18 protein-coding genes and 1 pseudogene are annotated in these 21,558 nt (G+C 70.6%); 7 read left to right on the top strand and 12 right to left on the bottom strand.

Features of this window, described 5'->3' with window-relative positions; all coding sequences use genetic code 11:
• Positions 1 to 7 precede the first annotated feature (7 nt).
• A pseudogene (locus tag AB0J08_RS04090) lies at positions 8 to 754 on the bottom strand (collagenase); the annotation flags it as partial.
• A gap of 283 nt (positions 755 to 1,037) precedes the next feature.
• A complete protein-coding gene (locus AB0J08_RS04085; protein ID WP_360626866.1) occupies positions 1,038 to 1,253 on the bottom strand; it encodes a hypothetical protein in 216 nt (71 codons plus the stop codon).
• Positions 1,254 to 1,560: 307 nt separating this feature from the next.
• Here AB0J08_RS04085 and AB0J08_RS04080 point away from each other — a divergent pair, with 307 nt between their 5' ends.
• On the top strand, positions 1,561 to 2,559 hold the full coding sequence (locus AB0J08_RS04080) for a winged helix-turn-helix domain-containing protein (RefSeq protein ID WP_360626513.1): 999 nt from the start codon (positions 1,561 to 1,563) through the stop codon (positions 2,557 to 2,559).
• 95 nt (positions 2,560 to 2,654) lie between these two features.
• Here the strand turns inward: AB0J08_RS04080 and AB0J08_RS04075 are convergent, their stop codons facing one another.
• Complete coding sequence (locus tag AB0J08_RS04075) at positions 2,655 to 3,233, bottom strand: sigma-70 family RNA polymerase sigma factor (RefSeq protein WP_360626510.1); 579 nt, start codon at positions 3,231 to 3,233, stop codon at positions 2,655 to 2,657.
• Positions 3,234 to 3,522: 289 nt separating this feature from the next.
• Positions 3,523 to 6,636 (bottom strand): BTAD domain-containing putative transcriptional regulator, encoded by a 3,114-nt coding sequence (locus AB0J08_RS04070; protein WP_360626507.1) that lies wholly within the window; start codon positions 6,634 to 6,636, stop codon positions 3,523 to 3,525.
• A gap of 391 nt (positions 6,637 to 7,027) precedes the next feature.
• Between AB0J08_RS04070 and AB0J08_RS04065 the strand changes: the two genes are divergently transcribed.
• The 4 genes from AB0J08_RS04065 to AB0J08_RS04050 all read left to right on the top strand — a co-directional run bounded on the left by AB0J08_RS04065 (position 7,028) and on the right by AB0J08_RS04050 (position 11,141).
• The gene (locus tag AB0J08_RS04065; RefSeq protein WP_360626504.1) at positions 7,028 to 8,176 is read left to right on the top strand and encodes a serine hydrolase domain-containing protein; all 1,149 of its coding nucleotides are present in this window, start codon (positions 7,028 to 7,030) and stop codon (positions 8,174 to 8,176) included.
• A gap of 456 nt (positions 8,177 to 8,632) precedes the next feature.
• A complete protein-coding gene (locus AB0J08_RS04060; protein WP_360626501.1) occupies positions 8,633 to 9,466 on the top strand; it encodes an alpha/beta hydrolase in 834 nt (277 codons plus the stop codon).
• 56 nt (positions 9,467 to 9,522) lie between these two features.
• Positions 9,523 to 10,356 carry an alpha/beta hydrolase gene (locus AB0J08_RS04055; protein ID WP_360626498.1) on the top strand — a complete coding sequence of 278 codons (834 nt, stop codon included), beginning with the start codon at positions 9,523 to 9,525 and terminating at the stop codon, positions 10,354 to 10,356.
• Between the two features lie 194 nt (positions 10,357 to 10,550).
• Positions 10,551 to 11,141, top strand: a complete 591-nt coding sequence (locus AB0J08_RS04050) for a DNA starvation/stationary phase protection protein (RefSeq protein WP_360626495.1) — start codon at positions 10,551 to 10,553, stop codon at positions 11,139 to 11,141.
• Between the two features lie 172 nt (positions 11,142 to 11,313).
• Here the strand turns inward: AB0J08_RS04050 and AB0J08_RS04045 are convergent, their stop codons facing one another.
• The gene (locus AB0J08_RS04045) at positions 11,314 to 11,823 is read right to left on the bottom strand and encodes a PadR family transcriptional regulator (RefSeq protein ID WP_360626492.1); all 510 of its coding nucleotides are present in this window, start codon (positions 11,821 to 11,823) and stop codon (positions 11,314 to 11,316) included.
• Positions 11,824 to 11,879: 56 nt separating this feature from the next.
• Between AB0J08_RS04045 and AB0J08_RS04040 the strand changes: the two genes are divergently transcribed.
• The gene (locus AB0J08_RS04040) at positions 11,880 to 12,470 is read left to right on the top strand and encodes a hypothetical protein (protein WP_360626489.1); all 591 of its coding nucleotides are present in this window, start codon (positions 11,880 to 11,882) and stop codon (positions 12,468 to 12,470) included.
• Positions 12,471 to 12,618: 148 nt separating this feature from the next.
• Here AB0J08_RS04040 and AB0J08_RS04035 read toward each other — a convergent pair whose 3' ends face one another.
• From AB0J08_RS04035 to AB0J08_RS04025, 3 genes are all read right to left on the bottom strand, one after another.
• Positions 12,619 to 13,395, bottom strand: a complete 777-nt coding sequence (locus tag AB0J08_RS04035; protein WP_360626486.1) for a hypothetical protein — start codon at positions 13,393 to 13,395, stop codon at positions 12,619 to 12,621.
• A gap of 392 nt (positions 13,396 to 13,787) precedes the next feature.
• Entirely contained in the window at positions 13,788 to 13,973 is a 186-nt protein-coding gene (locus tag AB0J08_RS04030; RefSeq protein ID WP_360626483.1) for a hypothetical protein, read from the bottom strand.
• A 23-nt stretch (positions 13,974 to 13,996) separates the two neighbouring features.
• Positions 13,997 to 14,395, bottom strand: coding sequence for a carboxymuconolactone decarboxylase family protein (locus AB0J08_RS04025; RefSeq protein ID WP_360626480.1), 399 nt, complete (start codon positions 14,393 to 14,395; stop codon positions 13,997 to 13,999).
• Between the two features lie 297 nt (positions 14,396 to 14,692).
• Between AB0J08_RS04025 and AB0J08_RS04020 the strand changes: the two genes are divergently transcribed.
• On the top strand, positions 14,693 to 14,833 hold the full coding sequence (locus AB0J08_RS04020) for a hypothetical protein (RefSeq protein WP_360626477.1): 141 nt from the start codon (positions 14,693 to 14,695) through the stop codon (positions 14,831 to 14,833).
• Positions 14,834 to 14,845: 12 nt separating this feature from the next.
• On the opposite strand, the gene AB0J08_RS04015 is transcribed toward AB0J08_RS04020, so the two are convergent.
• The 4 genes from AB0J08_RS04015 to AB0J08_RS04000 form a co-directional block, all read right to left on the bottom strand.
• Positions 14,846 to 15,799, bottom strand: a complete 954-nt coding sequence (locus tag AB0J08_RS04015) for an aminoglycoside phosphotransferase family protein (protein WP_360626474.1) — start codon at positions 15,797 to 15,799, stop codon at positions 14,846 to 14,848.
• 282 nt (positions 15,800 to 16,081) lie between these two features.
• Complete coding sequence (locus AB0J08_RS04010; protein ID WP_360626471.1) at positions 16,082 to 17,149, bottom strand: TerD family protein; 1,068 nt, start codon at positions 17,147 to 17,149, stop codon at positions 16,082 to 16,084.
• A gap of 46 nt (positions 17,150 to 17,195) precedes the next feature.
• Entirely contained in the window at positions 17,196 to 18,452 is a 1,257-nt protein-coding gene (locus AB0J08_RS04005) for a DUF418 domain-containing protein (protein WP_360626468.1), read from the bottom strand.
• Positions 18,453 to 18,786: 334 nt separating this feature from the next.
• Entirely contained in the window at positions 18,787 to 21,228 is a 2,442-nt protein-coding gene (locus AB0J08_RS04000) for a SpoIIE family protein phosphatase (protein ID WP_360626465.1), read from the bottom strand.
• Positions 21,229 to 21,558 lie beyond the last annotated feature (330 nt).

Below are 21,558 nucleotides of genomic sequence, written 5' to 3'. Positions count from 1 at the left end.
GTCAGGCGCCCGCTGCCACGGCCGTCAGCCAGGCGTTCCAGTCGCTCTCGTAGTTCAGCGAGGTGAGGAGGGAGCGCGCGGCGGTCCAGTTTCCGGAGCGGTAGTGACCGAGCACGGCGGCGACGTCATCCGGGTGCCGCTCGACCATGTAGCGGGCGGCGAGGTAGCCCCAGTTGTAGGTGCGGTTGACGTCGCTGTTGTCGTAGGTGGTGTCGAACAGTGCGCGCAGGGCGTAGGTGTGCTTGCCGGCCTCGGCTATCGCATTGGCGTAGGTGACGCCGCGGTAGGAGTAGGACACGTACTCCGCGAAACCCTCGCCCCACCACACCGTCGGAGTGGTCTGGCTCGCGTTGAAGTCGCCGTACAGGTCGAAGCGGCCGTCGAGGTAGTGGGTGTACTCGTGGTTGAGGTTCCAGATCTGCCAGCCGGGGCTCACGTCGGCGCGCTCGTAGCAGATGAACCGCGGCTGGTTGCCTGACTTCGAGGGGTTCCCCTCCAGGTACATGCCGCCGTTGTTGGTGTCGATGCCGTAGATCTTCCCCGCGTAGGCCTTGTAGTCGGCGCTCGAGTTGAAGACGTCGACCTCCAGGGTGGTGTTGTAGTCGTTCGCGACCGGACCCGGGTCCTTGACCAGGCCGTGGAAGTAGGCGTCCTGGTTGGCGAGGCTTGTGCAGGTCGCCGTCAGCTGGTCGGCGGTCATCTCCTGCGCCCGAATCCGCAGCGACGGACTGCAGGTGTGAACGACGGGCAGGATCCGCGACTCCAGCCCGCCGCCGGCGAGGGCCGCACCGGGACCGCCCTTGGCGTTGCCGTGGGCCGGACGCTGGCCCGGGTCCGCGAGGACCTGCTCCGGTGTGGGGGCGACCTGGGAGACCTGGGCGGCTTGGGCGGCCTGGAGGGGGGTGGCCGCGATGGCTGCGATCAGCAGTGTGGTGGCGATGGCACGCACGATTCACTCCTGGGGTGGGAGCGGACGTCCCGTCAACCACGGGACTACGTGGTAAAATGGCACACGTCACATTGCCTTTCAATAGCCCTCACAGAACGAATCGCCGGGCGCGGTCGGTGGAGTGAGCGGCAGGCCGGTGCCGGCCAGGGGTGACACCGGCCGGCACCGGCCATGCGGTGGAGGTGGAGGCGACCGGACCGAACACGTCGCCCTGGTCTCGCGGCACGGCCAGGTCCCGGATCGCCTCGCCGCCGTCGGCGAGCATCACCGCCGGATCACCGCGACGCGGGCACACCGTGGTCATCGACCCTGGAGGGCTTGCGACGTGATCGCTCTCGGGCCACGGGGCGCGCGCACTGAGCGGAAGCCAATCGGGCACTGGTAGGCACGGTTCGCCGGGCGACGCCGGGCGTTCGGTTCAACGAACGCCCGGCCGAGGATCGTGCTCCGGCCCCCACTCCCCTCGTGGTGGGGGCCGGAGCGAGCCTGAGTCGCGCCGACGAGAGGAAGCATGCCAACGGGGGCGGCCGGACGGCCATGCATTAGCCTCTGGGCCTAATAGTCAACAACGCGGCAGGTCAGGACGGCTGCGGGGAACCGGAGGAAGGTTCGTGATCGCACTGAGGTTCGGGGTCGCGGACCTCGCGAGGACCCGGTTCGTCATATCCCCGCTCGACCACCTGATGGCCGCCTCGGCCCGGTTGGGCGTTCACCAGGGCAGCGGGTCGCGAAGCGAGCGCTGGTGGCGGGACGTCCGCCGCCACGTGCCCCACCGGGCCGTGCGCTTCCTCGAGGTGGTCAACGCGAGCCCGATCGGCGTCCCCGACTTCATGGTGGCGGACCTCGACGCCGTCCGCCGGCAATTGACCGACGAGCTCGACACGCTCCTCTCCGTCCCGCAGCAGGCCGTGGAGGAGGGCGTCGCGATGTTCGGCAGCGGCCCGGAAGTCCCGGCCGCCCTGGCCCGGTTGCGCGAGGACGGCAGCCGTGGCCTGCGCGAGGTCAGCGACGGCGCCTGGGCGCTGTTCCGGTCCTGCCTCGCCCCGGACTGGCCCGACATCCGCCGCGCCCTGGAGGCCGACATCGCCGTCCGGGCCCGCACCGCCGCCCGCTCCGGGATCGGCGAAATGCTCGACTCGCTCCACCCGAAGGCCGTCTGGCGGGACGAGGGAGTACTGGAGTGCACCCTCGGCGAACTGGAGGGCTCCTTCGAACTCGGCGGCCGGGGCCTGGAACTGCGGCCCAACTACTTCGTCCAGCGGAGCATCAGCCTGCTGGCCGGGCCGGACCGCCAGAGCCTGCTGCTGCACCCGATCGCCGCCCCGACCGCCGAGCCTGCGACCCGGACACCGGCTGCCGACGGCCTCGCTGCTGTGCTCGGCCCCGCCCGCGCCCGCGTCCTGCGCGCCATCGCCGGCAGCGCCTGCTCCACCACCGAGCTCGCCCAGCGGCTCGGCGTCACCCCGCCCTCCGCCTCCGCCCATGCCGTCGCCCTGCGCACGGCCGGCCTGATCGCCACCCGCCGCGAGGGCAAGCAGGTCCGCCACACCCTCACCGACGTCGGCCACGACCTCCTCCTCGACAATCCGCCACCATCGCCCACGGCCTGAGCGTCAGTCAGCGGCAGCCATGAGCTGCAGTGGGCCCGGCGCGGGTAGTGCGACCGGCCCGGTGCGAAACGGACGGTTTCGCCGCCGTGCCGTGGCTACCCCGCGAGAACGCCCTGCTTCTCCAGCGCCTTGCGCAGTGCCCGCACGGCGTAGAAGGCGCGGCTCTTCACGGTGCCGGGCGGGACGCCGAGGTGCTCGGCCGCCTGGGCGACGCTGCATTCCAGGTAGTACATGAGACGGATGACGGTTCGCTGCTGCTCGTTCAGCTCCCGCAGGGCCTTCAGCACCGCATGGGTGGTGATGGTGGATTCCGTGCAGTCCCAGGACGCGTCCAGGTCCTCGACCGGCATGAGCTCCAGCGGCCGGTTCCGCCGGGCCCGATGGTGGTCGATGACGAGGTTCCTCGTCACCGTGTACAGCCATGGCCGAACGTGGTCGCCGCGGGTGCCCAGGAACCAGCCGTGCTTCCAGGCGCGGACCGCGGTCTCCTGGAGGATGTCCTCCGCCTTGTGCCGGTCGCCGTCGAGCAGCCGCGTGGCGTACCGGACGAGCAGCGGCCCGTACCGGTCGTAGACGTCCCGCACGAAGGCATCGCAGTCGGCGTCCGATGTGACGTGCCGGGGGTGCGCCCGAGACGGAGTGAGCGTGGTCCCCGCTTCGATGATCCCGTTCATGGGTGGTGCCCGTTCCTGTTCAAGTGTTCTGTGGCCTGCTCTCCCGCCTGCGCGGTCGAGTGGCTCAACACTCGTGGGGGCCCCTTGGCCGAACCTTGTCGTCTTCTTGTCGTGCTCCTCGGGGTCTTCCACCGCCCGCCCGCCCGGGCCGGGGGAGGCCGTCGGCGCGACGCGAGGTGAACCGCCGGGTGCCGGCCGGCGCCCTGGTGTCGTTCGACGCCCCGGCGGCACGGGTCCACCACGCACGCGCGGACGAGTGACCATGCGCTGAACCGCCCCGGACGGAGTCCTAGTGCGCAGGACCACCGCTGCGCGGAACCGGTAGGCGATGGCTTCCGACCACCCTCTCCGGCACGGTGGGCGTGGGGTCCGCGTCCATGTCCAGGGCGGTGAGCCGGTCGCGGACCTGCTGGGCGCTGTGACGCATGGCTCGCTCGTCGGCGTTCTCGAGGGCCGTGAGCCAGTCCGCTCGTGCGCCTTGCCGGTCGCCCTGGGCCAGCCGGGTGTCCCCGAGCCGCATCAGTGTGCCGATGGCGTTCCTGTGGTCGCCCAGTTCCTCGAACGCCCGCGTCGCCCGCTGGTAGGTGGCCACCGATTCCTCGTACCGGCCGAGCGCACGGAGGGTGTGGCCCACGATGTCCCACCCCTGGGCCAGCTGCCACGGCGCGTCCAGGCGCTGGAACAGGGCTATGCCCTCCTCGCTGTACTGAAGGCTCTTCTCCAGCTGCCCCAGGTTCGCCTGGAACCAGGCGAGTTCGAGAAGGCACTCGGCCAGCCACAACTCCTCACCGGTCTCCCGGGACAGCTCCAGCCCCCGCTCGGAGAAGGTCACGGCCTCCTGGATCCGGCCGGACAGGAACAGCGCGCACGCCATGACGTAGTGGGCTCGCGCCTGTTCGCCGGTCGCGCCGAGCTGCTCGAAGATCGTCGTGGCGCGTCGCAGGTGCTGCACGGCTTCTTCCTCGTGGCCGAGATAGCCGTGGATGCTGCCGAGATGGCGCAGGCAACGGCCCTCTTCGAGCCGGTTGCCCTGGCGCCGGGCCACGTCGAGGGCGGGGGTCAGCGCGGCGATGGCTTCGGGCCAGAACTCCTGGCGTTGGAGATGTTCCTTGAGCGACCAGGCCAGCCCGGTGGTGTGGTGGTCGAGCTCCTGGTTCACGGCGGAGTGGAGCAGACCGGTCAGTACCCGGTGCTCGGCGGTGAACCACCGGGTCGCCTGCTTGGCGTCGGTGAACTTCTCCGGGGCGACGCCCGGGTGGGGCGCCCCGAGGTCGAGTTCAGCCGTCGTGTCCTGCTTGAGGAGTTGGTTGGCCTCATAGGCGGTGAACATGTAGTGGTCCAGGACCCGCAGCGTGGCGTGGTGGCGTTCCCGGGCGGTGTCGTGGATCCGGGCGAGTTCGCCGCCGTAGGAGCGGAGGAGGTCGTGCAGGCTGTAGCGGCCGGGCAGGGGTTGTTCCACGAGGCAGGAACTGGTCAGGGCGGCGAGTGCGCGGCGGGTCTGGGCGAGGGGGAGGCCGACGAGTCCGGCGGCGGCGGGGGCCGTGATGTGGGGGCCGGGGTGCAGGGCCAGGAAGCGGAAGAGCCGGGCGGCGTGCTCGTCCAGGGACCGGTAGGACCAGGAGAAGACGGTGCGCACGTCGGTACTGCTGTCGAAGCCGGTGAACGCGTCGAGGTCGCCGTGGGTTTGCCGCAGGTCGTCGACCAGGGCCTGAAGGGGGAAGGACGGGTCGAGTTCGGCGCGGGCGGCGACCACGGCCATGGCCAGTGGGAGTCGTCCGCACAGACGGATGATCTCGGTTGTGGCGGTGGGCTCGGCGGCCAGTCTCTCGCTTCCCAGACGTCGTTCGAGGGCTTGGCGGGCCTCGGTCGGTGAGGGCAGCGGAAGCGTGAGGGGTTTGGCGCCGTCGCTGGTGATCAGGCCGGGTAGCTGGTTGCGGCTCGTGATCAGGGTGAGACAGCCTGCTCCCGCCGGGAGCAGGGGGCGTACCTGCTGCTCGTCACGGGCGTTGTCCAGGACCAGGAGGATCCGCCGGTCGGCGAGGAGGCTGCGGAAGAGCGTGCTGCGGCCCGGGGTGTCTTCCGGGATGCGCTGCGCGGGAACGCCGAGGGCCGTGAGGAAGCCGTGCAGGACGGCGCCGGGGTCCATGGCGGGTGCGTGGGGGTGGAATCCGCAGAGGTTGACGAAAAGCTGTCCGTCGGGGAAGGACGGGGCGATGCGGTGGGCGTGGTGGACGGCGAAGGTGGTCTTGCCGACACCGGGAGTGCCGCTGATGACGACGACGGAGGCAGTCGTCGGTCCGGGCCGGTCCGGTGCACCGCTCACCGCCGACAGCCACGCACCTTCGGCGGCCCGTCCCGCGAACACCGGGAGGCTCCCCGGTAGTTGAGCCGGACGTGCCAGGGGCGACGGCGTGGTTTCCTCCTCCACGGCCGGGGCGCGATGTGGGTCGGACCGGTCGGCCGCGTCGGCGGCCGGGCCGGCGGGCGCAGCTGCCTCGCCCTCGTCCGGCCCCCCGGACCTGGCCGGCCCGATCGGATCGCAGCCCTGCTCGGTGGCCCTGCCGGGGACGGATGCCGCGCCGAATCCGTTCAGCGCACCGGCTGACTGGAGGGGTGGCAGGTCGTGGTGGAGGATGCCCTGGTGCAGGGCGCGCAGGGACGGGCCGGGTTCGAGGCCGAGTTCCTCGGCGAGGAGCCGGCGCAGTTCGGTGTAGCGCTGAAGCGCTTCGGGGTGCCGGCCGGCGAGGTACAGGGCACGCAGCAGCAGGGCCCAGCCGGTTTCCCGCAGGGGGTGTTCCGTGGTCAACTCCTGCGCCGCGTCCAGGGCTTCGGTGATCCGCCCTTGCATGAGCAGTGCGGTGGTGCGGATCTCGCGTGCGGTCTGCCGCAGTTCTTCCAGACGGGCCGTCTCGTGGGTGGCGAAGAGGTGGTGTGCCGCGTCGGCGAACGCGGGGCCGCGCCACAGCTCCAGGGCGTGTCTGGCCTCTTCGACGACGCGTTCGGGCCGGCCCTGGTCCATGAACAGGAGCGCCTGGGCGAGGGACCGCTCGAAGCGTACGGTGTCACGGCTCTCGGGCGGCACCCGCAGGGCGTAGCCCAGAGGCTCGGTGACCAGCAATTCGAAAGTGCCGTGCCGACGCAGGTGCTGGGGTTCCAGGACCGCGCGCAGCTTGCTGACGTGGGCGTGCAGGGAGTTCATCGCTCCGCCCGGGGTCCGTCCCGGCTGCTGCGGCCACAGTTCCTCGCACAGCGTCTGGGGCGCGACCGCCCGGCCGTCGGCGAGCAGCAGGCGGATCAGCAGCAGCCGCTGCCTGCGCCGACCCGGATCGAGTACCGCGCCCGCCCGCCGTACCACCAGCGGACCCAGCAGCCCGAAGTCGAGCCCCTGCCCCACAGCTGTCATCGCATCCACCCGGAATCCCGCTCGACGCGCCACCATCGGGGGCACACCCATGACCATGGCCCGCGGACATGTGCCGACCGCTCCCGCGGTGACGGAAACCGGGCGCCGACCCACCCGGACCTCCGCGCGATCTTCGCCGCGGTGAGCTGTCCGCCGGGACAAGGGGGTGGCCGGTGCGGGTGTCCGGAGCGGTGAGGACCTCGTCGTCCGCTGCCCGCATACCGGACAGGATGCTAGCAGGAGGCATTCGCGATGACGTCGCAGGTGGCTCCGTGCGGCGAGAAAACCCTGCGCCGGACAGCGGCCCGCCCGCCCGCGACGCGGTGTGAACCGGCGTGAGGCCCCTGCCGTTGGGTGACCGAACGGTCGTCGTCACGAGTAGGGAAAAGTCATGGTCACCGTCGAAGGAACGAGCACCGCACGGTTCGAACCGGTCCGAGCGGCGCTGGCAGCGCACCTGGATTCCGGCGAGGAGCTGGGGGCGTCGATCGCCGTCGACGTCGACGGAGTCATGGAAGTCGATCTGTGGGGTGGGCACACCGACGCGGCGCGGACCGTTCGGTGGCGCCGGGACACGTTGGTCAGCCTGTGGTCGACCACCAAGACCCTCAGCAGTCTGGCAGCCCTCGTCCTCGTCGACCGGGGCGCACTCGATCTTCACCGCCCGGTCGCGCACTACTGGCCCGAGTTCGCCGCCCAGGGCAAGCAGGACATCGAGGTGCGGCATGTCCTGGCCCACACCTCGGGGCTCTCGGGCTGGCAGCAGCCCTTCACCATGGACGACCTGTACGACTGGCCGACCGCGAGCGCCCGGCTGGCCGCGCAGGCACCCTGGTGGGAGCCGGGCAGTGCCTCGGGCTACCACGTGCAGACACAGGGGCAGCTGATCGGAGAGCTCGTCCGGCGGGTCAGCGGCCGGACCCTGACCGAGTTCGTCGACACCGAGATCGCCAAGCCGTCACAGGCCGACGTCCAGATCGGTGCGCGGCAGGCCGACTGGCCGCGTATCGCCGAACTGGTGGCCCCGTCGCAGCTCTCCGGGATACCCGACGGCCTGGATCCCGAGGGGATCTTCACCAGGACGCTGCTCGGCAGCCCCGCCCGGGACGAGCACGTCGACACCCCGCAGTGGCGCCGCGCCGAACTCGGAGCCGTCAACGGACACGGCAACGCACGGGGTATGGCCCGCGCCCTCTCCGTGATCTCCCGACGCGGCCAGGTGAACGGCCGCCGGCTCCTCTCCGCGGACACGGTGGACAAGGTCCTCGACGTGCAGTCCGACGGAGTCGACCTGTTTCTGGGTGTTCCCGTGCGCTGGGGCATCGGCTTCGCGCTCGCCGACCCGAGGACGATGCCGCACATGCCCACCGGGAGGGTCTGCTTCTGGGTCGGCCGGGGCGGATCGATCGTCATGATGGACCTTGACCGGCGCGTCACGTTCTCGTACACGATGAACCGCCTGGGCGACGGCATCCTCGGCTCGGAGCGCACCCACAGCTACCTGAGGCAGGTCTACGAGGTCCTGGACGCCACGGACTGAGCGCGGACCGAGCACGGGCCGAGGGCTGGCCGGTCCGCCCTGGAGGACGCTTCGAGAACCGCGTCCTGCCCGCGACCAGGGGCTCGATCACATCGGGAGGCGGCCCGGACGTCGCCGCCCCGCACCACCGTGCGACGCCCGCGAGGGAACAACGCCGATCTCGGGGTGAACCGAGTCGGTCCTACGGTCGTAGGACAGGACGCAGGACACCCCACCCCGGCGGCCGGGGCCGGTGGTGCTCCAGGCCCAGGTGGGGCCGTGGCCGGACAGCCGCCCTTCTAGCCGTCGCGACGCGTCACCCCACCCCTCGCCGATCCGCGCCGGCCACTCGACGCGGACCGAACCCACCAACTCAGTTGTCGACAAAGAAACTCGGTGCTTCGTCTCTCGAACGCACCGGCCCCATTTCGCCGGGCCCGGTCAGGGCCGACGGCCAAGGAAGAAGGACGTTCACGCATGCGCACCACCCATCTCAGCCGCCGATCCGCCCTGCTCGGTGTCACAGCGGCCGTAGGGCTGTCCGTGGCCGCCGTCACCCTGCCCGGTGCGGCGGCCGGTGCGGCGCCCGTCCGCCCGGAACGACCGACGATCGTGCTGGAGCACGGGGCGTTCGCCGACGGCGCGAGCTGGGACGGTGTCGTCACGCGGCTGCAGCGTGCGGGCTACCCCGTGGTGTCCGCCGCCAACCCGCTGCGCGGTCCGGCGACCGATGCCGCCTACCTGCGCAGCGTCGTCGACCACATCGACGGGCCCGTGGTCCTGGTCGGCCACTCCTACGGCGGCACCGTGATCAGCCAGGCCGCCGCGGGCCTGGAGGGCAAGGTGAAGGCGCTGGTCTACATCGCCGCGTTCCTGCCCGACACCGGCGAGAGCTCGCTCGGGCTGACGGACAAGTTCCCCGGCAGCACCCTCGGCCAGGCGATCGAGTCCGTCAACCACACACTGCCGGACGGCAGCCAGGGCGCAGACGTGTACATCAAGGCGGAGAAGTTCCGCGGCCAGTTCGCCGCGGACGTACCGGCGGGCAAGGCCAGGCTCATGGCGGCAGGACAGCGTCCGATCGCCGCCGCCGCACTGGAGGAGAAGTCCACGCAGGCCGCCTGGAAGACGATCCCCTCCTGGTCCCTGGTCACCACCGAGGACCTCAACATCCCCGTGGCCGCCCAGCGTTACATGTCCGCCCGTGCCGGGGCCCGCACCACGGTCATCAACGCGTCGCACGCGGTGCCGGTGTCCCGCCCCGACGCCGTCACCCACATCGTGGAGGACGCCGCCCGAACCGTCCGCTGACCCCACCTCAGACCTCCTCCTCTCACCACACCCCGCACCGAAAGGCAGCAGCCACCATGGCGTTCATCACCGTCGGCCAGGAGAACACCACCGACATCGAGCTGTACTACGAGGACCACGGCACCGGACAGCCGGTCGTGCTGATCCACGGCTACCCGCTCGACGGCCACTCCTGGGAGAAGCAGTCCGCCGCCCTGCTCAAGGCCGGCTACCGCGTCATCACCTACGACCGGCGTGGCTTCGGCCGCTCCAGCCAGCCCACCACCGGCTACGACTACGACACCTTCGCCGCCGACCTCGACACCGTCCTGACCACCCTCGACCTCACCGACGCCGTACTCGTCGGCTTCTCGATGGGCACCGGCGAAGTCGGCCGCTACCTGGGCACCTACGGCTCCGCACGCATCGCCAGGGCCGCCTTCCTCGCCTCCCTGGAGCCGTTCCTGCTCAAGACCGACGACAACCCCAACGGCGTGGACGGTGCCGTCTTCGAGGGCATCGAGCAGGCCGTCACCACCGACCGCTACGCCTACTTCACCGCCTTCTACCAGGACTTCTACAACCTCGACGAGAACCTCGGCACCCGCATCAGCGAGGACGCCGTCCGCAACGGCTGGAACGTCGCCGCCGGCGCCTCCTGGTATGCCTCCCTGGCATGCGTGGCGACCTGGACCACCGACTTCCGCGCCGACATCGCCAAGATCGACGTCCCCGCGCTGATCCTGCACGGCACCGCCGACCGCATCCTGCCCATCGAGGCCACCGGTGACCTCTTCCACCAGGCCCTCCCGCAGGCCGACTACGTCGTCGTAGACGGCGCCCCGCACGGCCTGCTGTGGACCCACGCCCAGGAAGTCACCGACGCCCTGCTGGCCTTCCTCGCCAAGTAGCCGCCTGTGCGCCCGTTCCCGCCGCTCCATCCTGGCGGGAACGGGCTGGAAACCGCCTTCGGCCTCACGTCCCAAGCCGCTTGGTGACTGTCGCTAAGCCGGGCCGTCGGCTCGGGCAGCGGGTTGCTGCTCACCCCTCCGCTCCCGCATCGCGGAATGCCGGCCGCCCCCACCACCTGACAGTGAGGACCCCCATGACCTCGAAAACCTCCACCAAGCCCTCCAACGAACACAGCAGCCGGCCGCTGCTGCATCAGAACGGCGGCGAGATCCAGCGCTTCGGTACCGTCAAGCAGCTCCCGCTGGGTCTCTCCTACGATGCCCGGATGTACTCCTGCCAGCGACTGAACCAGGTCCTGGCGGACACCCAGATCCTTTACTCGCTCTACAAGAAGCACCACTGGACGGTGCGCGGCGTGACCTTCTTCCAGCTGCACCAGCTGTTCGACGAGCACGCGGCGGAGCAGCTGGCACTGGTGGACGCGCTGGCCGAACGAGTCCAGAGCCTCGGAGGAGTGGCCGTCGGGGATCCGCGGCACGTCGCCGAACTGACCTCCGTGCCCCGTCCGCCGGACGGCGTCGAGGAGGTTCCGGCGATGCTCGCACGGCTGCTGAAGGCGCACGAATCGATCCTTGTCGATGCGCACGACGCGGCCGCCCGGGCCGCCGAACTCGGTGACGACGGGACCAACGACCTGTTGGTCTCCCAGGTCATCCGCACCGGCGAGGCCCAGGTCTGGTTCCTGGCGGGCCATCTGGCCGACACCCCTCTGATCCGGGCCTGACCCGCAGGTCATCCGTGCGGTGCTCCCGGCTCGACGCGGGAGCACCGCACTTTCCGTCCCCTCCCCCCGTCAGGGAGGACCGTGGCCGCTGCCATCACGGTGGAGCTGCCCTGCCGGCAGCTCGCGGTTCCCGCCTGCGCTGTGGTGGGTCGATGGGCCGATTGGCCCGGGGCTAGATCTGTTCTGCCGCCCATTCGGCCCACTCTCGGCGCATGGCGTTGAAGCGGAGCCCGTACTCAAGGGCGATCCGGCCGTGCGCGGACAGGTTGTCGTCGTCCCAGTCGACGGACTCCTGGACGGCTCGCAGCCGGTCGTGGCCCTGTGCGGAGATGTCGGCCAGCCATCGCAGGTACTGCCGGGCCTGGTCGGTGGTGAGGACGCCGAGGAAGAAGACGCGCAGCAGGAGGTCGCTGCGGGCGTGCAGCACCGGTGTGGTCTCGGTGAGCCAGTGCCGGAGCTCGGCCAGTCCCGTGTCGGTCAGCGTGTACTCCTTGCGGCCGCGCGGACCCTGGGCCGCGACCGTGATCAGCCCGCTCTCGGCCAGCCTGGCCAGCTCGGTGTAGACCTGGCTCTGGGTGGCGGGCCAGGCGTTGGCGAGCGATGTGTCGAACAGCTTCAGCAGGTCGTATCCGCTGGCGGGGCCGTCCGAGAGGAGTCCCAGCAGTGCGTGTCGAAGGCTCATGCCCTCCAGCTTACATTCCAGTATTGACACGTCGATTATGACATTCTAGTTTTGACATGTCAGTTAGCGACGCCAACGGGGGGAACCACACCATGACCTACGTCCTCACCTTCCTGCCCTGGATCGTCTACGCGGTACTGCCGTCCGCCCACTGGCAGTGGGCGGCGCTCGCCGGTCTGCTCGTGGCGGTCGGGGTGATCGTCAAGCAGCGTGCCGCCGGGTGCCGCCCGGACGCGCTGATCATCGAGTACGGTTCTGCCCTCTTCTTCGCCGCCCTCGCGGCCCTGGCCTTCACCGACCCCGACTCGGCCCTGCACCCCTACTCAGCAGCCGTCTCCTCCGGCGTGCTCACCCTGATCGCCGGGGCCTCGCTGGCACTCGGCCGGCCGTTCACCCTCGGCATCGCCAAGCAGTCCACGCCGCCGGAGATCTGGGCCCAGCCGGTATTCGTCCGCACCAACACCGTCATCACCGCCGCCTGGACGCTCGCCTTCGCGGCGACCGCCGCCGTCCTGGCCGTGCTGGCCCACGCCGGCCAGGGCCACTCCACCGCCGCCACCCTCGTCCAGATCGCCGGCTTCGTCGTGCCGATGTTGTTCACCAAGCGGTACGTCGCCGACGTCCAGGCCCGGGCCGGCCAGAAGTAGACCGTCACCCGGTAGCCGTCCGACCCCGAGCATCCGGTCCCCGCCCGGCGGGCGCGCCCCAACGCCCTCCACGCCGGGGACGGCGGCGCGCGCGAGAGGCGAGGGGCCGGCGCAGATCGACGCCAACGACGGGGCCGCGGGGCACGACCTACCGCAGCGCGGTCGCCAGCGACCGGGTCAGGACGCAGGTGAAGCCGATGCCCCACTCGTCGCTGTCGTCGCAGCGCGACTCCCGGTCGCAGAAGGCCTCCACCAGACGATCCAGCGGGACTACCGTGAGGTCCGCAGAACCCGGTTGCGCGATGTGGTGCACCTCGATCGAGCCGTCACGGACGAACCGGATCAACGGAGCGAGCTCCGCCTCCACGTAGGCCCGCCGCTCATCGCCCGCCAGCTCCGGCGGCAGGTCGGCGAAGATACCGAACGGGCCGGTCAGCCAGCCGCTGGCCTCCAGGGCACAGAGCCGGACGGCCTCCTCGGCCTCGGTGAGCACTTCCCGGACCAGGGCGTCCGGTCCGCCGGACGGGTACGCCCGGGCCTCCCAGCGGGCCCGACCCTCGCCGGACGCCCGCACGGTCAGCACCGTCTCGCCGACCGGCCCGTGGAGCCACGTCGCCGCGTCGGCCACCACCTGCTCCAACTCCCGCCCGGACACGGCCGGATCGTCGTCCGCCAGCGACATCGGCCGGCCGCGACAGACCGTCAACCACCCGGCCCCGACCAGCCGCAGGGTCGCCGCAGCCAGCTCGGGCACCCGCGCCCGCTGCTCCTGGACAGTCGCACCGCGCAGCGCCGGAACGTCCGGCGAGCCCGACCAGCGCAGTACCGCCGCGATGTGCTGCGGGGTGCCCGCAAGCCGGTGTCCCGCGACCGCGCGGCGCATCAGCACCTGCTCGGTGACGGTCAGGTCGTCCCAGTTCTCCATGGCCCGTGATCTTCGCACGACCCAGAAGTTGAGCTGCCGGCCTTTTGCGCCCTGAGGACTCCGGTGGGCTGGAGCACTACTGCTGGTCGAGGCTGGCCTGGAACCCGCCGCAGCGCAGCCGGTAGCGCACCGTCGGCAAGCGGGGCCGCAGTCTTCTGTTATGGGTTCGGAACCCATCTCCTGGGAGACGTTCGTCCTGAATGCGAGGTCATGCGGCTGGTCAGGCTGAGTCGGCTCACGGGCAGGTCCGCCCGGCGGCTTCCCGCGCCGGGCACAACCGTGCAGGGGTGGCCGTCGGGACGGTTGGCCACCCGGATCGGGCTGACCGGATCGTGGTCGCCGTCCTCAGCCCGGAGCGACGACCACTGGCCGGTCTCGACGGGGTGATCCTGTCACGGGTCCTTTCGCGGCGCGGGATTCGGCAGGTTCCGTACCTGCTCGTCGTACTCGGACAGCAGCTGCTTCAGCTGGTCGAGGGACTCGGCGGGGATGTCGGTGGGTGCGGTCTCGACCACGTAGCGGGCGGCTGCGGCCAGGGCAGCCAGCTCGTAGGCGTGAAAGGTGCCTCGCAGCACCATGGGCCGCACCCGCTCCAGGTGCATCACGTCGCCTTGGACCGGACGTAGTCGGTGACCTGCTCCAGCTCGGCCTTGAACTGGTCGTAGTCCTCCTGCATGCCGTTGATGTAGGCACTCCAGCCGAGGCTGGCCTTGGCGTAGTGGACGGCCTCCTGGATCTCCTCGTCCGTCGCTCCGAAGAGCTTCGCGGCCTCGGTGTGGAACAGGCTGCAGTAGTGGCACTTGGTCTCCGAGTGCAGCCCGACGCCTATCAGTTCCTTGTACTTGTTCGGGATCAGCGTCTCCCCAAGCTCGATCCGCTTGAAGATCTCCCACTCCGGGCCCAGCAGCTCGGTGGGAATCCTGCTGAAGAAGTGCGGGACGAGACCCAGTGTGTCCTTGATATCGGCCTCGATCTCCGCGCGGTTGACCGCGGCGGCCATGACGGCACCCTCCGTTCCGGGCTCCGCATGCCCGGCCGGCCCAGCCTGCGCGGACCGCGGGCTGCCGGAAGCCGAACCCTGCCGTGTCCGCTCTACCGCCCTGCGTGAGATGCCCGGCTTGCGACCCTCCCGGCGGCCACGGACGACGACGGCATCGTGCCCTGTTCCCAGCTTGTCAGTCCCGGCGGTCGGTCACCACCGCGCCGCGTCACCGCGCTGAACAGAGCTGAGCTGAGAGCACTGGCCCGGACGCGCATCGTGACCGCGCATGCCCGGGATCCGGCCACGTCGACCCGCATGATGCGCGTAGCCGCCATCCCGGAGGCCCGGGCCGGGCCGGGGCACTGCGCCGGCCGGAGCCGGCCGCCGCGCTCGGTGCCCCGCGCCCCCGGGGTTGTCGCGGTGGTCGACACCGCCACCGCCGACGAGTGGTTGTGAAGGACGTCCGCTTCAGGCATTGAACACGGCATTGCGGCGCAGCTGTTCCGCGCACCACCGGAAGTGCCAGTCGCCGTCGTCCAGGCCGAAGAGGTCGTAGGTGGTGAGGGCGTACGCGGCCTGATAGGCGGTGAGGGTAGCCGGCGCGTACCCGAGCTCGTGGGCGAAGAGCCCGGTGAGTTCCGCGGTGTGCTCCTCGGCGTACGGACCGTACATGTCCCAGATGGCAGCGGTGACGGCGGCCTCGAAGGCCGGGTCGCCTGCGGTCGTGTAGAAGCCGAAGTCGAGCACCGCGACCGGCCTGCCGGCCGCGTCGAGGTGGATGTTGGGCGGGACGAGGTCGCCGTGGATCGCGGTCACCGGGGCGTCGGGGAGCGAGCGCAGTGCCTTCTGCGTGCGTTCGACTCCCGCGTTGAAGTCCGGCACGTGGGCGGCCAAGGCGGCACCGTGCCGGGCTGCGGCGCGGGTGACCAGGGCTGCGAGCGCGTTGCGGAAGCGGTCGTGATCCCGCCACAGCGGACGGTCGTCGCCCTGGACGGTCAACTGGCGCATGGCGTCGGTTCCGGGCACGGAGGACAGGCCACGCAGGACGGCAAGTAGCACTTCACGGTGCTGGGTTGGCACTTCGCGACCATGGTCCGGGTGGGCGGAGTCGACGTGCATCGAGACGCCGGGCAACTCGCGCTCGTACGTCAGCAGGACGCCCTCGTGGTCCTCGATGTCGAAGATCTCCGGTGTGGAGAACGGCAGAGGGTGCCGCGCGATGTCCGCGTACACCTGGCGGGTGAGACCGAGATCGGCTGGCGGCCGACCGCTCCACACCTTGGCGACCCGGCCCCCGCCCAGCCCGTAGACCACACCCTCGACACCGGCGCCGATACGGCGGACACCCGTGTGCCCGCGGCCCGCGAAGTGCACAAGCCATGGGTCGGAGAGCGGGGCTTCCGCGTTCGGGATGTTCTCCATCCTCGTATTAGACCAGCAGCCGCAGCGACCTCTCCGGGCTTTTCATCCCCGACTCGGTGTCAGGTGGTTGAGGTCGATCATCGCGAGGAGGATCAGAACCGGTCACCCGGCCGGGACGTTCCAGACCAGCCGGTCGGTGGTGGCACCCCCGCCGACCGGCTGGTGCGAGCCGTGAGCGGCGACCCGTGGAGCCGCCCGACCGCGCGCAGACCGGGGCCGCCGCCGTGGTGGGCGCCGCGGCCCCGGAGGTCAACCGGACAGGTGAGTTGACGATGCGTCAGATCAGTCGTCGTCGCCCAAAGCCTCGTTCAGCAGGACCCCGCCGACGAGTCCGGCCGCGCCCGCGCCGATCATCGCACCTGTGCCGAACCGGCGGCCGCCGCCCTGCCCGTGGTCCGGCTGGTACCCGTAGTCGTGCTGAGGAGCCTGCTGCTGGTACCCCTGCTGCTGCGGGTAACCCTGCTGGGGATAGCCGGCCGGCGGGTAGTCCTGCTGCTGCGCGGGCGGGTAGAACGGCGGCTGCGTGGTCTGCACCCGCTGCGCGCACCCGCCGCAGGCCTGGATCTGTCGCGGTACGCCCCACTGCGGGTACCACAGCACGGTTGCCACACCGGCTCCGTGGTTGGCGTCGAAGAAGCACGTCATGGAAGAACTCCCTGGTGAATGCGGTACCGCGGCCTTCGCCGTCGATACCTTCCGGTTGGAATCGAAGGCCGCCGGTGCAACCCGCACGACCGGCGGAGCGGAAGGAACTGCGGCGGGTGCCGGCAGTGGGGCGGGCGTGGCTTCCTGCAGCACGGACACCCCGTAGTCCCGCGCGATACCGGCGAGCCCGGCGACGTAGCCCTGTCCGACGGCCCGGAACTTCCAGTCCGCACCGTGCCGATAGAGCTCGCCGAAGACCATCGCGGTCTCGGTCGCCCCGGCGTCCGCGTCCAGGTCGTACCGGGCCAACTCGGCTCCCGTCCCGTCGTCGACCACGCGGATGTGAGCGGCGCGGACCTGCCCGAAATGCTGGCCCCGCTGCCTGGCCTCGTAGATCGCCACGGTGAAGACGATCTTCTCGACGGTGGCCGGCACCCGCTCCAGGTCGACCAGGACCTGTTCGCTGTCGGGGCTGCTCGCAGCGCCCGTGTGCCGTACGGAGTCGTCCGGGCTGGCGAGGTTGTTGAAGAAGACGAAGTGCTGGTCGGAGACGACCTGGCCCGATCCGTCGCACATCAGGGCGCTGGCGTCGAGGTCGTACCCGCCGCTGCCGACCTGCCAGCCGAGCCCCACCCGTACGGCCGTGGCACCCGGAGCCTTCTTGCTCAGCGACAGGTTGCCGCCCTTGCGCAGGGTCTCACTCATGGAACTTCCTCTCCTACGATCGGGCAACGGACGGATCCGCTGGTCCTCACCGGACGAATCTCGCGGGCTTGGTGGCGGTGTTGAGCAGGTGCTCCAGTGGCCCGCGCCGGAAGAAGCGAGACCAGATCGCGGCGAACAGGACGGCCCCGACGATGAATCCGAGCAGTGGTGTGCTGGAAGCGGCGGTGTCTCCGATCGGCGCACCCAGCATCATGGACACCACGAAGTGCCCGACGTAGGCCGTCAGCGACATGGTGCCCACGGCGATCACCGGAGTCAGCAGCCGCCGCAGCCAGGGCAGTTGGGTCATCGCTACCGTCGCGGCCACCAGGACAGTGATGGCGACACCCAGACTGCCGAGCATGTCGAAGGTGGTGCCGCTGTGCGGCCGGGCCAGCAGCAGCTCCCACCCCGCTCCACCGGGGGCCGGCGACGACTTGTCGCCGACGCCGGATTCGACGGCCGCCGACGTGGCCTTCTCGGCGGCACGGCCCCAGGGCTCCTGGGCGACCGCTCGAAGGCCGTCGAACAGCCGCGTCAGCAGCCAGGGCGTACCGTACCCGACCGTGATGAGCGCGGCGCCGAGCGCGGCCAGTCGCCGCTGCACCGTGACGGCGGACAGGTCCAGGCGGCCCAGCGCCATGCCGGTGACCACGTACGTCATCCAGGTGATGGTCGGGTAGAAGCCGGTCAGCAGGATGTCGAGTACGCCCACGTCGCTGAGCTTCTTGAGCGGGTCGTACGCGTTGAGGGTCTCCTCCAACTGCCCGCTCACCAGCGCCCGCAGAGCGTCCTGCGCCAGCGGTGTGACGACCGCGAGCCCGGCCGCGACGACCGCGAGCGTCCCGGCCCGCAGCCGCAGCAGGGGCAGCGCCAGCAGGAAGTACACGCCGTAGTAGGCGAGGATCACCACGGACCCGGCGCCGGCCGCCGCCAACGCGGTACCCAGCGCCACCAGGACCACGGCGCGGATCACGATCCGGGCCCTCGCCTGACGGCCCGCCAGGCCGGTCTTCGGCTCCCGGCGCCCGGCGATCAGCATCAGGGAGAACCCGGCGAGAGTGGCGAAGAGCACCGACGACCGGCCCTCCGCGAGCCCCAGCAGCCAGCCTTCGACACCGCTCGCGGAGGCCGGCGGGGGGCCGAGGTGCACGGCGTACATGCCGAACACGGCCAGCGCGCGGGCCAGGTCCACTCCGACCAGCCGTCCCACCGACGAACCGGGGCCGACCGGCACGGTGGGATCGGACGGGAGGCCGGTCTGCGGCGGTGACGTTCCCTGCGGGGAATCGGTCTGGTTCATGAGGAGAATCTCGCCGAACCGTGGCCGTGCCCACCATCCGGCAGGCGTCGGTATCGGCCCCGCCGGTCGGCCAGCCGGCCCCGGCCGACCGGCGGACCACCGCCCGCCCGGCCGGGCCGGCAGTTGGCGGAACCGGTTGGGCACGGGGTGCCGTGGTGCGGATGCCGAAAGCACCTCCCGGTGACCGCCGCGTCGCCGACCGTCCCGATGGTCGGCGACGCGGGCCGTCACCCTGACGGATCGTCACATCGCGGTCAGGCGGGTACGGGCTCGCGGTCGGCGCACCAGCTCCCGCTGATGGGCGAGGGCCCTGTGGCAGAGCCCGCGAAGTCGTTCACTTCCCGGGGACAAGGCTCTGCTCGGCCCAGATGGTCTTTCCGGCCGGCGTGTGACGGGTGCCCCAGCGTTGGGCCATCTGGGCGACGAGCATCAGGCCTCGGCCACCCTCGTCGAAGACGCGCGCGCGACGCAGGTGCGGAGCGGTGCCGCTGCTGTCGGACACCTCGCAGATCAGCGTGCGGTCCTGGATCAAGCGCAGGATGATCGGGGGAGCCCCGTAGCGGATCGCGTTGGTGACGAGTTCGCTGACGATCAGCTCGGTGGCGTAGGTCAAGTGCGCCAGTCCCCATGCGGACAGGCGTTCGGCAGCGTCCTTACGGGCCTGGGTGACCGCGATCGAATCGGATGGGACAGACCACGTGGCGACACGTCCAGCGTCCAGCGCCCGGGTGCGTGCGAGCAGGAGGGCGACGTCGTCCTGCGCCCGGCCGTTGATCAGCTCACCCAGGACGGCGTCGCAGATGCCGTCCAGCGACGCGTCGGCATCGCCGAGAAGCTCGCACAACTGCGCCAACCCCTCGTCGACGTCGCGCTCTCTGGTTTCGATCAAGCCGTCGGAATACAGGGCCAGCAGGCTGTGCTCCGGCAGTTTCACGACGGTCGCCTCGAAGGGCAGGCCGCCGATGCCGAGCGGCGGGCCGACCGAGATCGGCAACGCCGTGGCGGTGCCGGCCGGCGGCGCGATGACCGGGGGTGGATGTCCGGCGCTGGCGGCGGTGAGCGTGCGTGACAGCGGGTCGTACACGGTGTAGCAGCAGGTGGCGCCGGCCTCGCTGCCGGGCTGATCGGCCTCGACCTCGGCGGACAGGCGGACGACCAGGTCGTCGAGATGAGTCAGAAGCTCATCGGGAGGCAGGTCGACGTCGGCCAAGGTGCGCACCGCGGTGCGCAGGCGTCCCATCGTCGCCGCGGCATGAATGCCGTGGCCGACGACGTCGCCGACGACCAGCGCGACGCGGGCTCCGGACAGCGGGATCACGTCGAACCAGTCGCCCCCGAGTCCCGACCGCGTCCGCGCCGGGAGATAGCGGGTGGCAACCTCGACCGCGTTCTGTTCCGGCATACGCTGCGGCAGGAGGCTGCGTTGCAGGGAAAGGGCGGTGTCGCGTTCGCGCGTGAATCTGCGGGCGTTGTCGATCGCCACGGCCGCTCTGGCGGTCAGTTCCTCGGCGAGAAGCAGGTCGTCGTGATCGAAGCGCTCCATCCGGTCCGGACGGCTGCGACGGTAGAACACCGCCACTCCCAAAGTCGCCCCTCGGGCGCGCAGAGGCACCGCCATCATCGAGTGGTAGCCCTGCTCACGGATCCGTGAGGCACGTACCGCGTCGGCGCGCATCCACTGGATGAATTCGGTGTCCTCGGCGTTGCTGAGGACACCCGCCCCAGTGGCGAGGGCACGCGCGGGCGGTGTGAAATCCGGATAGCTGTCCGCCACGCCGATGTCGAGCACGGTCTTCAGGCGAGGGCTGCTGCCGGGGGCGAAACGGTGCGCGACCCGTCGCAAGGTCACGGTGCCGTGCAAGGGCTCCTCACCCAGTTCGGCATCCGTCTCCAAAGCGGTGAGCAGGTCGACGCTCGCGAAGTCCGCCAACTCCGGAACCGTCACCTCCATCAGTTCCCGCGCGGTCTGCGCGAGGTCAAGCGTGCTGCCGATGCGGCTGGCGGCCTCGTTGAGCAGGAGGAGGCGTTTGCGTGCGTAATGCTGCTCGGTAATGTCGTGGGCGACGAGCGCGACCCCGCGCACCCGCCCGCCCGGTTCTCTCAGCGGTACGAAATCGACAGACCACGCGTGGACACGTCGCTGGCCCCCAGTGCGCTGGAAGCTCTCCAGGTGGCTCGGCTCACCGCTGTCGACCGCATTGCGCAACCCGTCGGCCAAATCCCCCGTCTGCGGCTGCGTGGTGATGTCCTGGACGTGAAGGCCCCGGATGGCATCGTCCGACAAGCCGACGACGGGCACCATGGCCTGGTTCGAGCGGCGGTAGCCGAGGTCTGCGTCGTAGATCGAGATGGAACAGCCGGGCAGCTGGTCGAAGGCCCAGCGCACCAGGTCGTCGTCCTCGCGCCGCGGCTGCCGACCGCCCAACGGGCAGACGACGCGCCAGGTGTCCGGTCCGCATCCCGGCGCGTTGTGGTGCGCGACGGCGGTCACTTCCACACGTTGGCCGTCACGGTGCCGCAGCGCGAACTCGCCACTCCACCGTTGCCGACCGGCGACCACCGCGCGCACCTCCGCCGACGAGACGGACTCGGCCAGCAGCAGCACGGCGGGCCGTCCCAGGACCTCTGAGGCCGAGTAGCCGAGCAGACTCTGCGCACCCTCGCTCCAGCGCGTGACACACCCTCGGGCGTCGACGATGCACTCCGCCGTGCCCGCGCTGTCCGCGACCTGCCGGGGCGACCCGCCACCGGGGGAAGCTTCACCTCGTTCGTCCACCAGCAGACCGCCCTATGACGTAATCGACGATAAGCTGACAAAAGCGTTGCATATATCCCTCGCGTGAACCATTCCGAGGCCGCGATCGCCTGCACGGCCGAACGGGTGATCTCCCCGGGCGAAGCTCGCCCCCCAACAGCGGGAAATGTCTGCTGTGGACCTACCGGGCCCACGTCACACGCCCTCTTCGTGGTACCGAACCCGGTACCCGCGGTCATCGCGGACACCGCCCCGGCTGGACGACATCTCTCGACCACGTCAAGGCGCCGTGGGCCTACGGAATCACCGCGAGCAGGCCTCATGTCGGGACAGCCCTGAACGAGGCGGGCG

The organism is Kitasatospora sp. NPDC050463, assembly GCF_040655255.1.
Classification (GTDB): Bacteria; Actinomycetota; Actinomycetes; order Streptomycetales; family Streptomycetaceae; genus Kitasatospora.
Note: the sequence above shows the minus strand (reverse complement) of the source record. Positions and strands in the feature narration are given on the sequence as shown.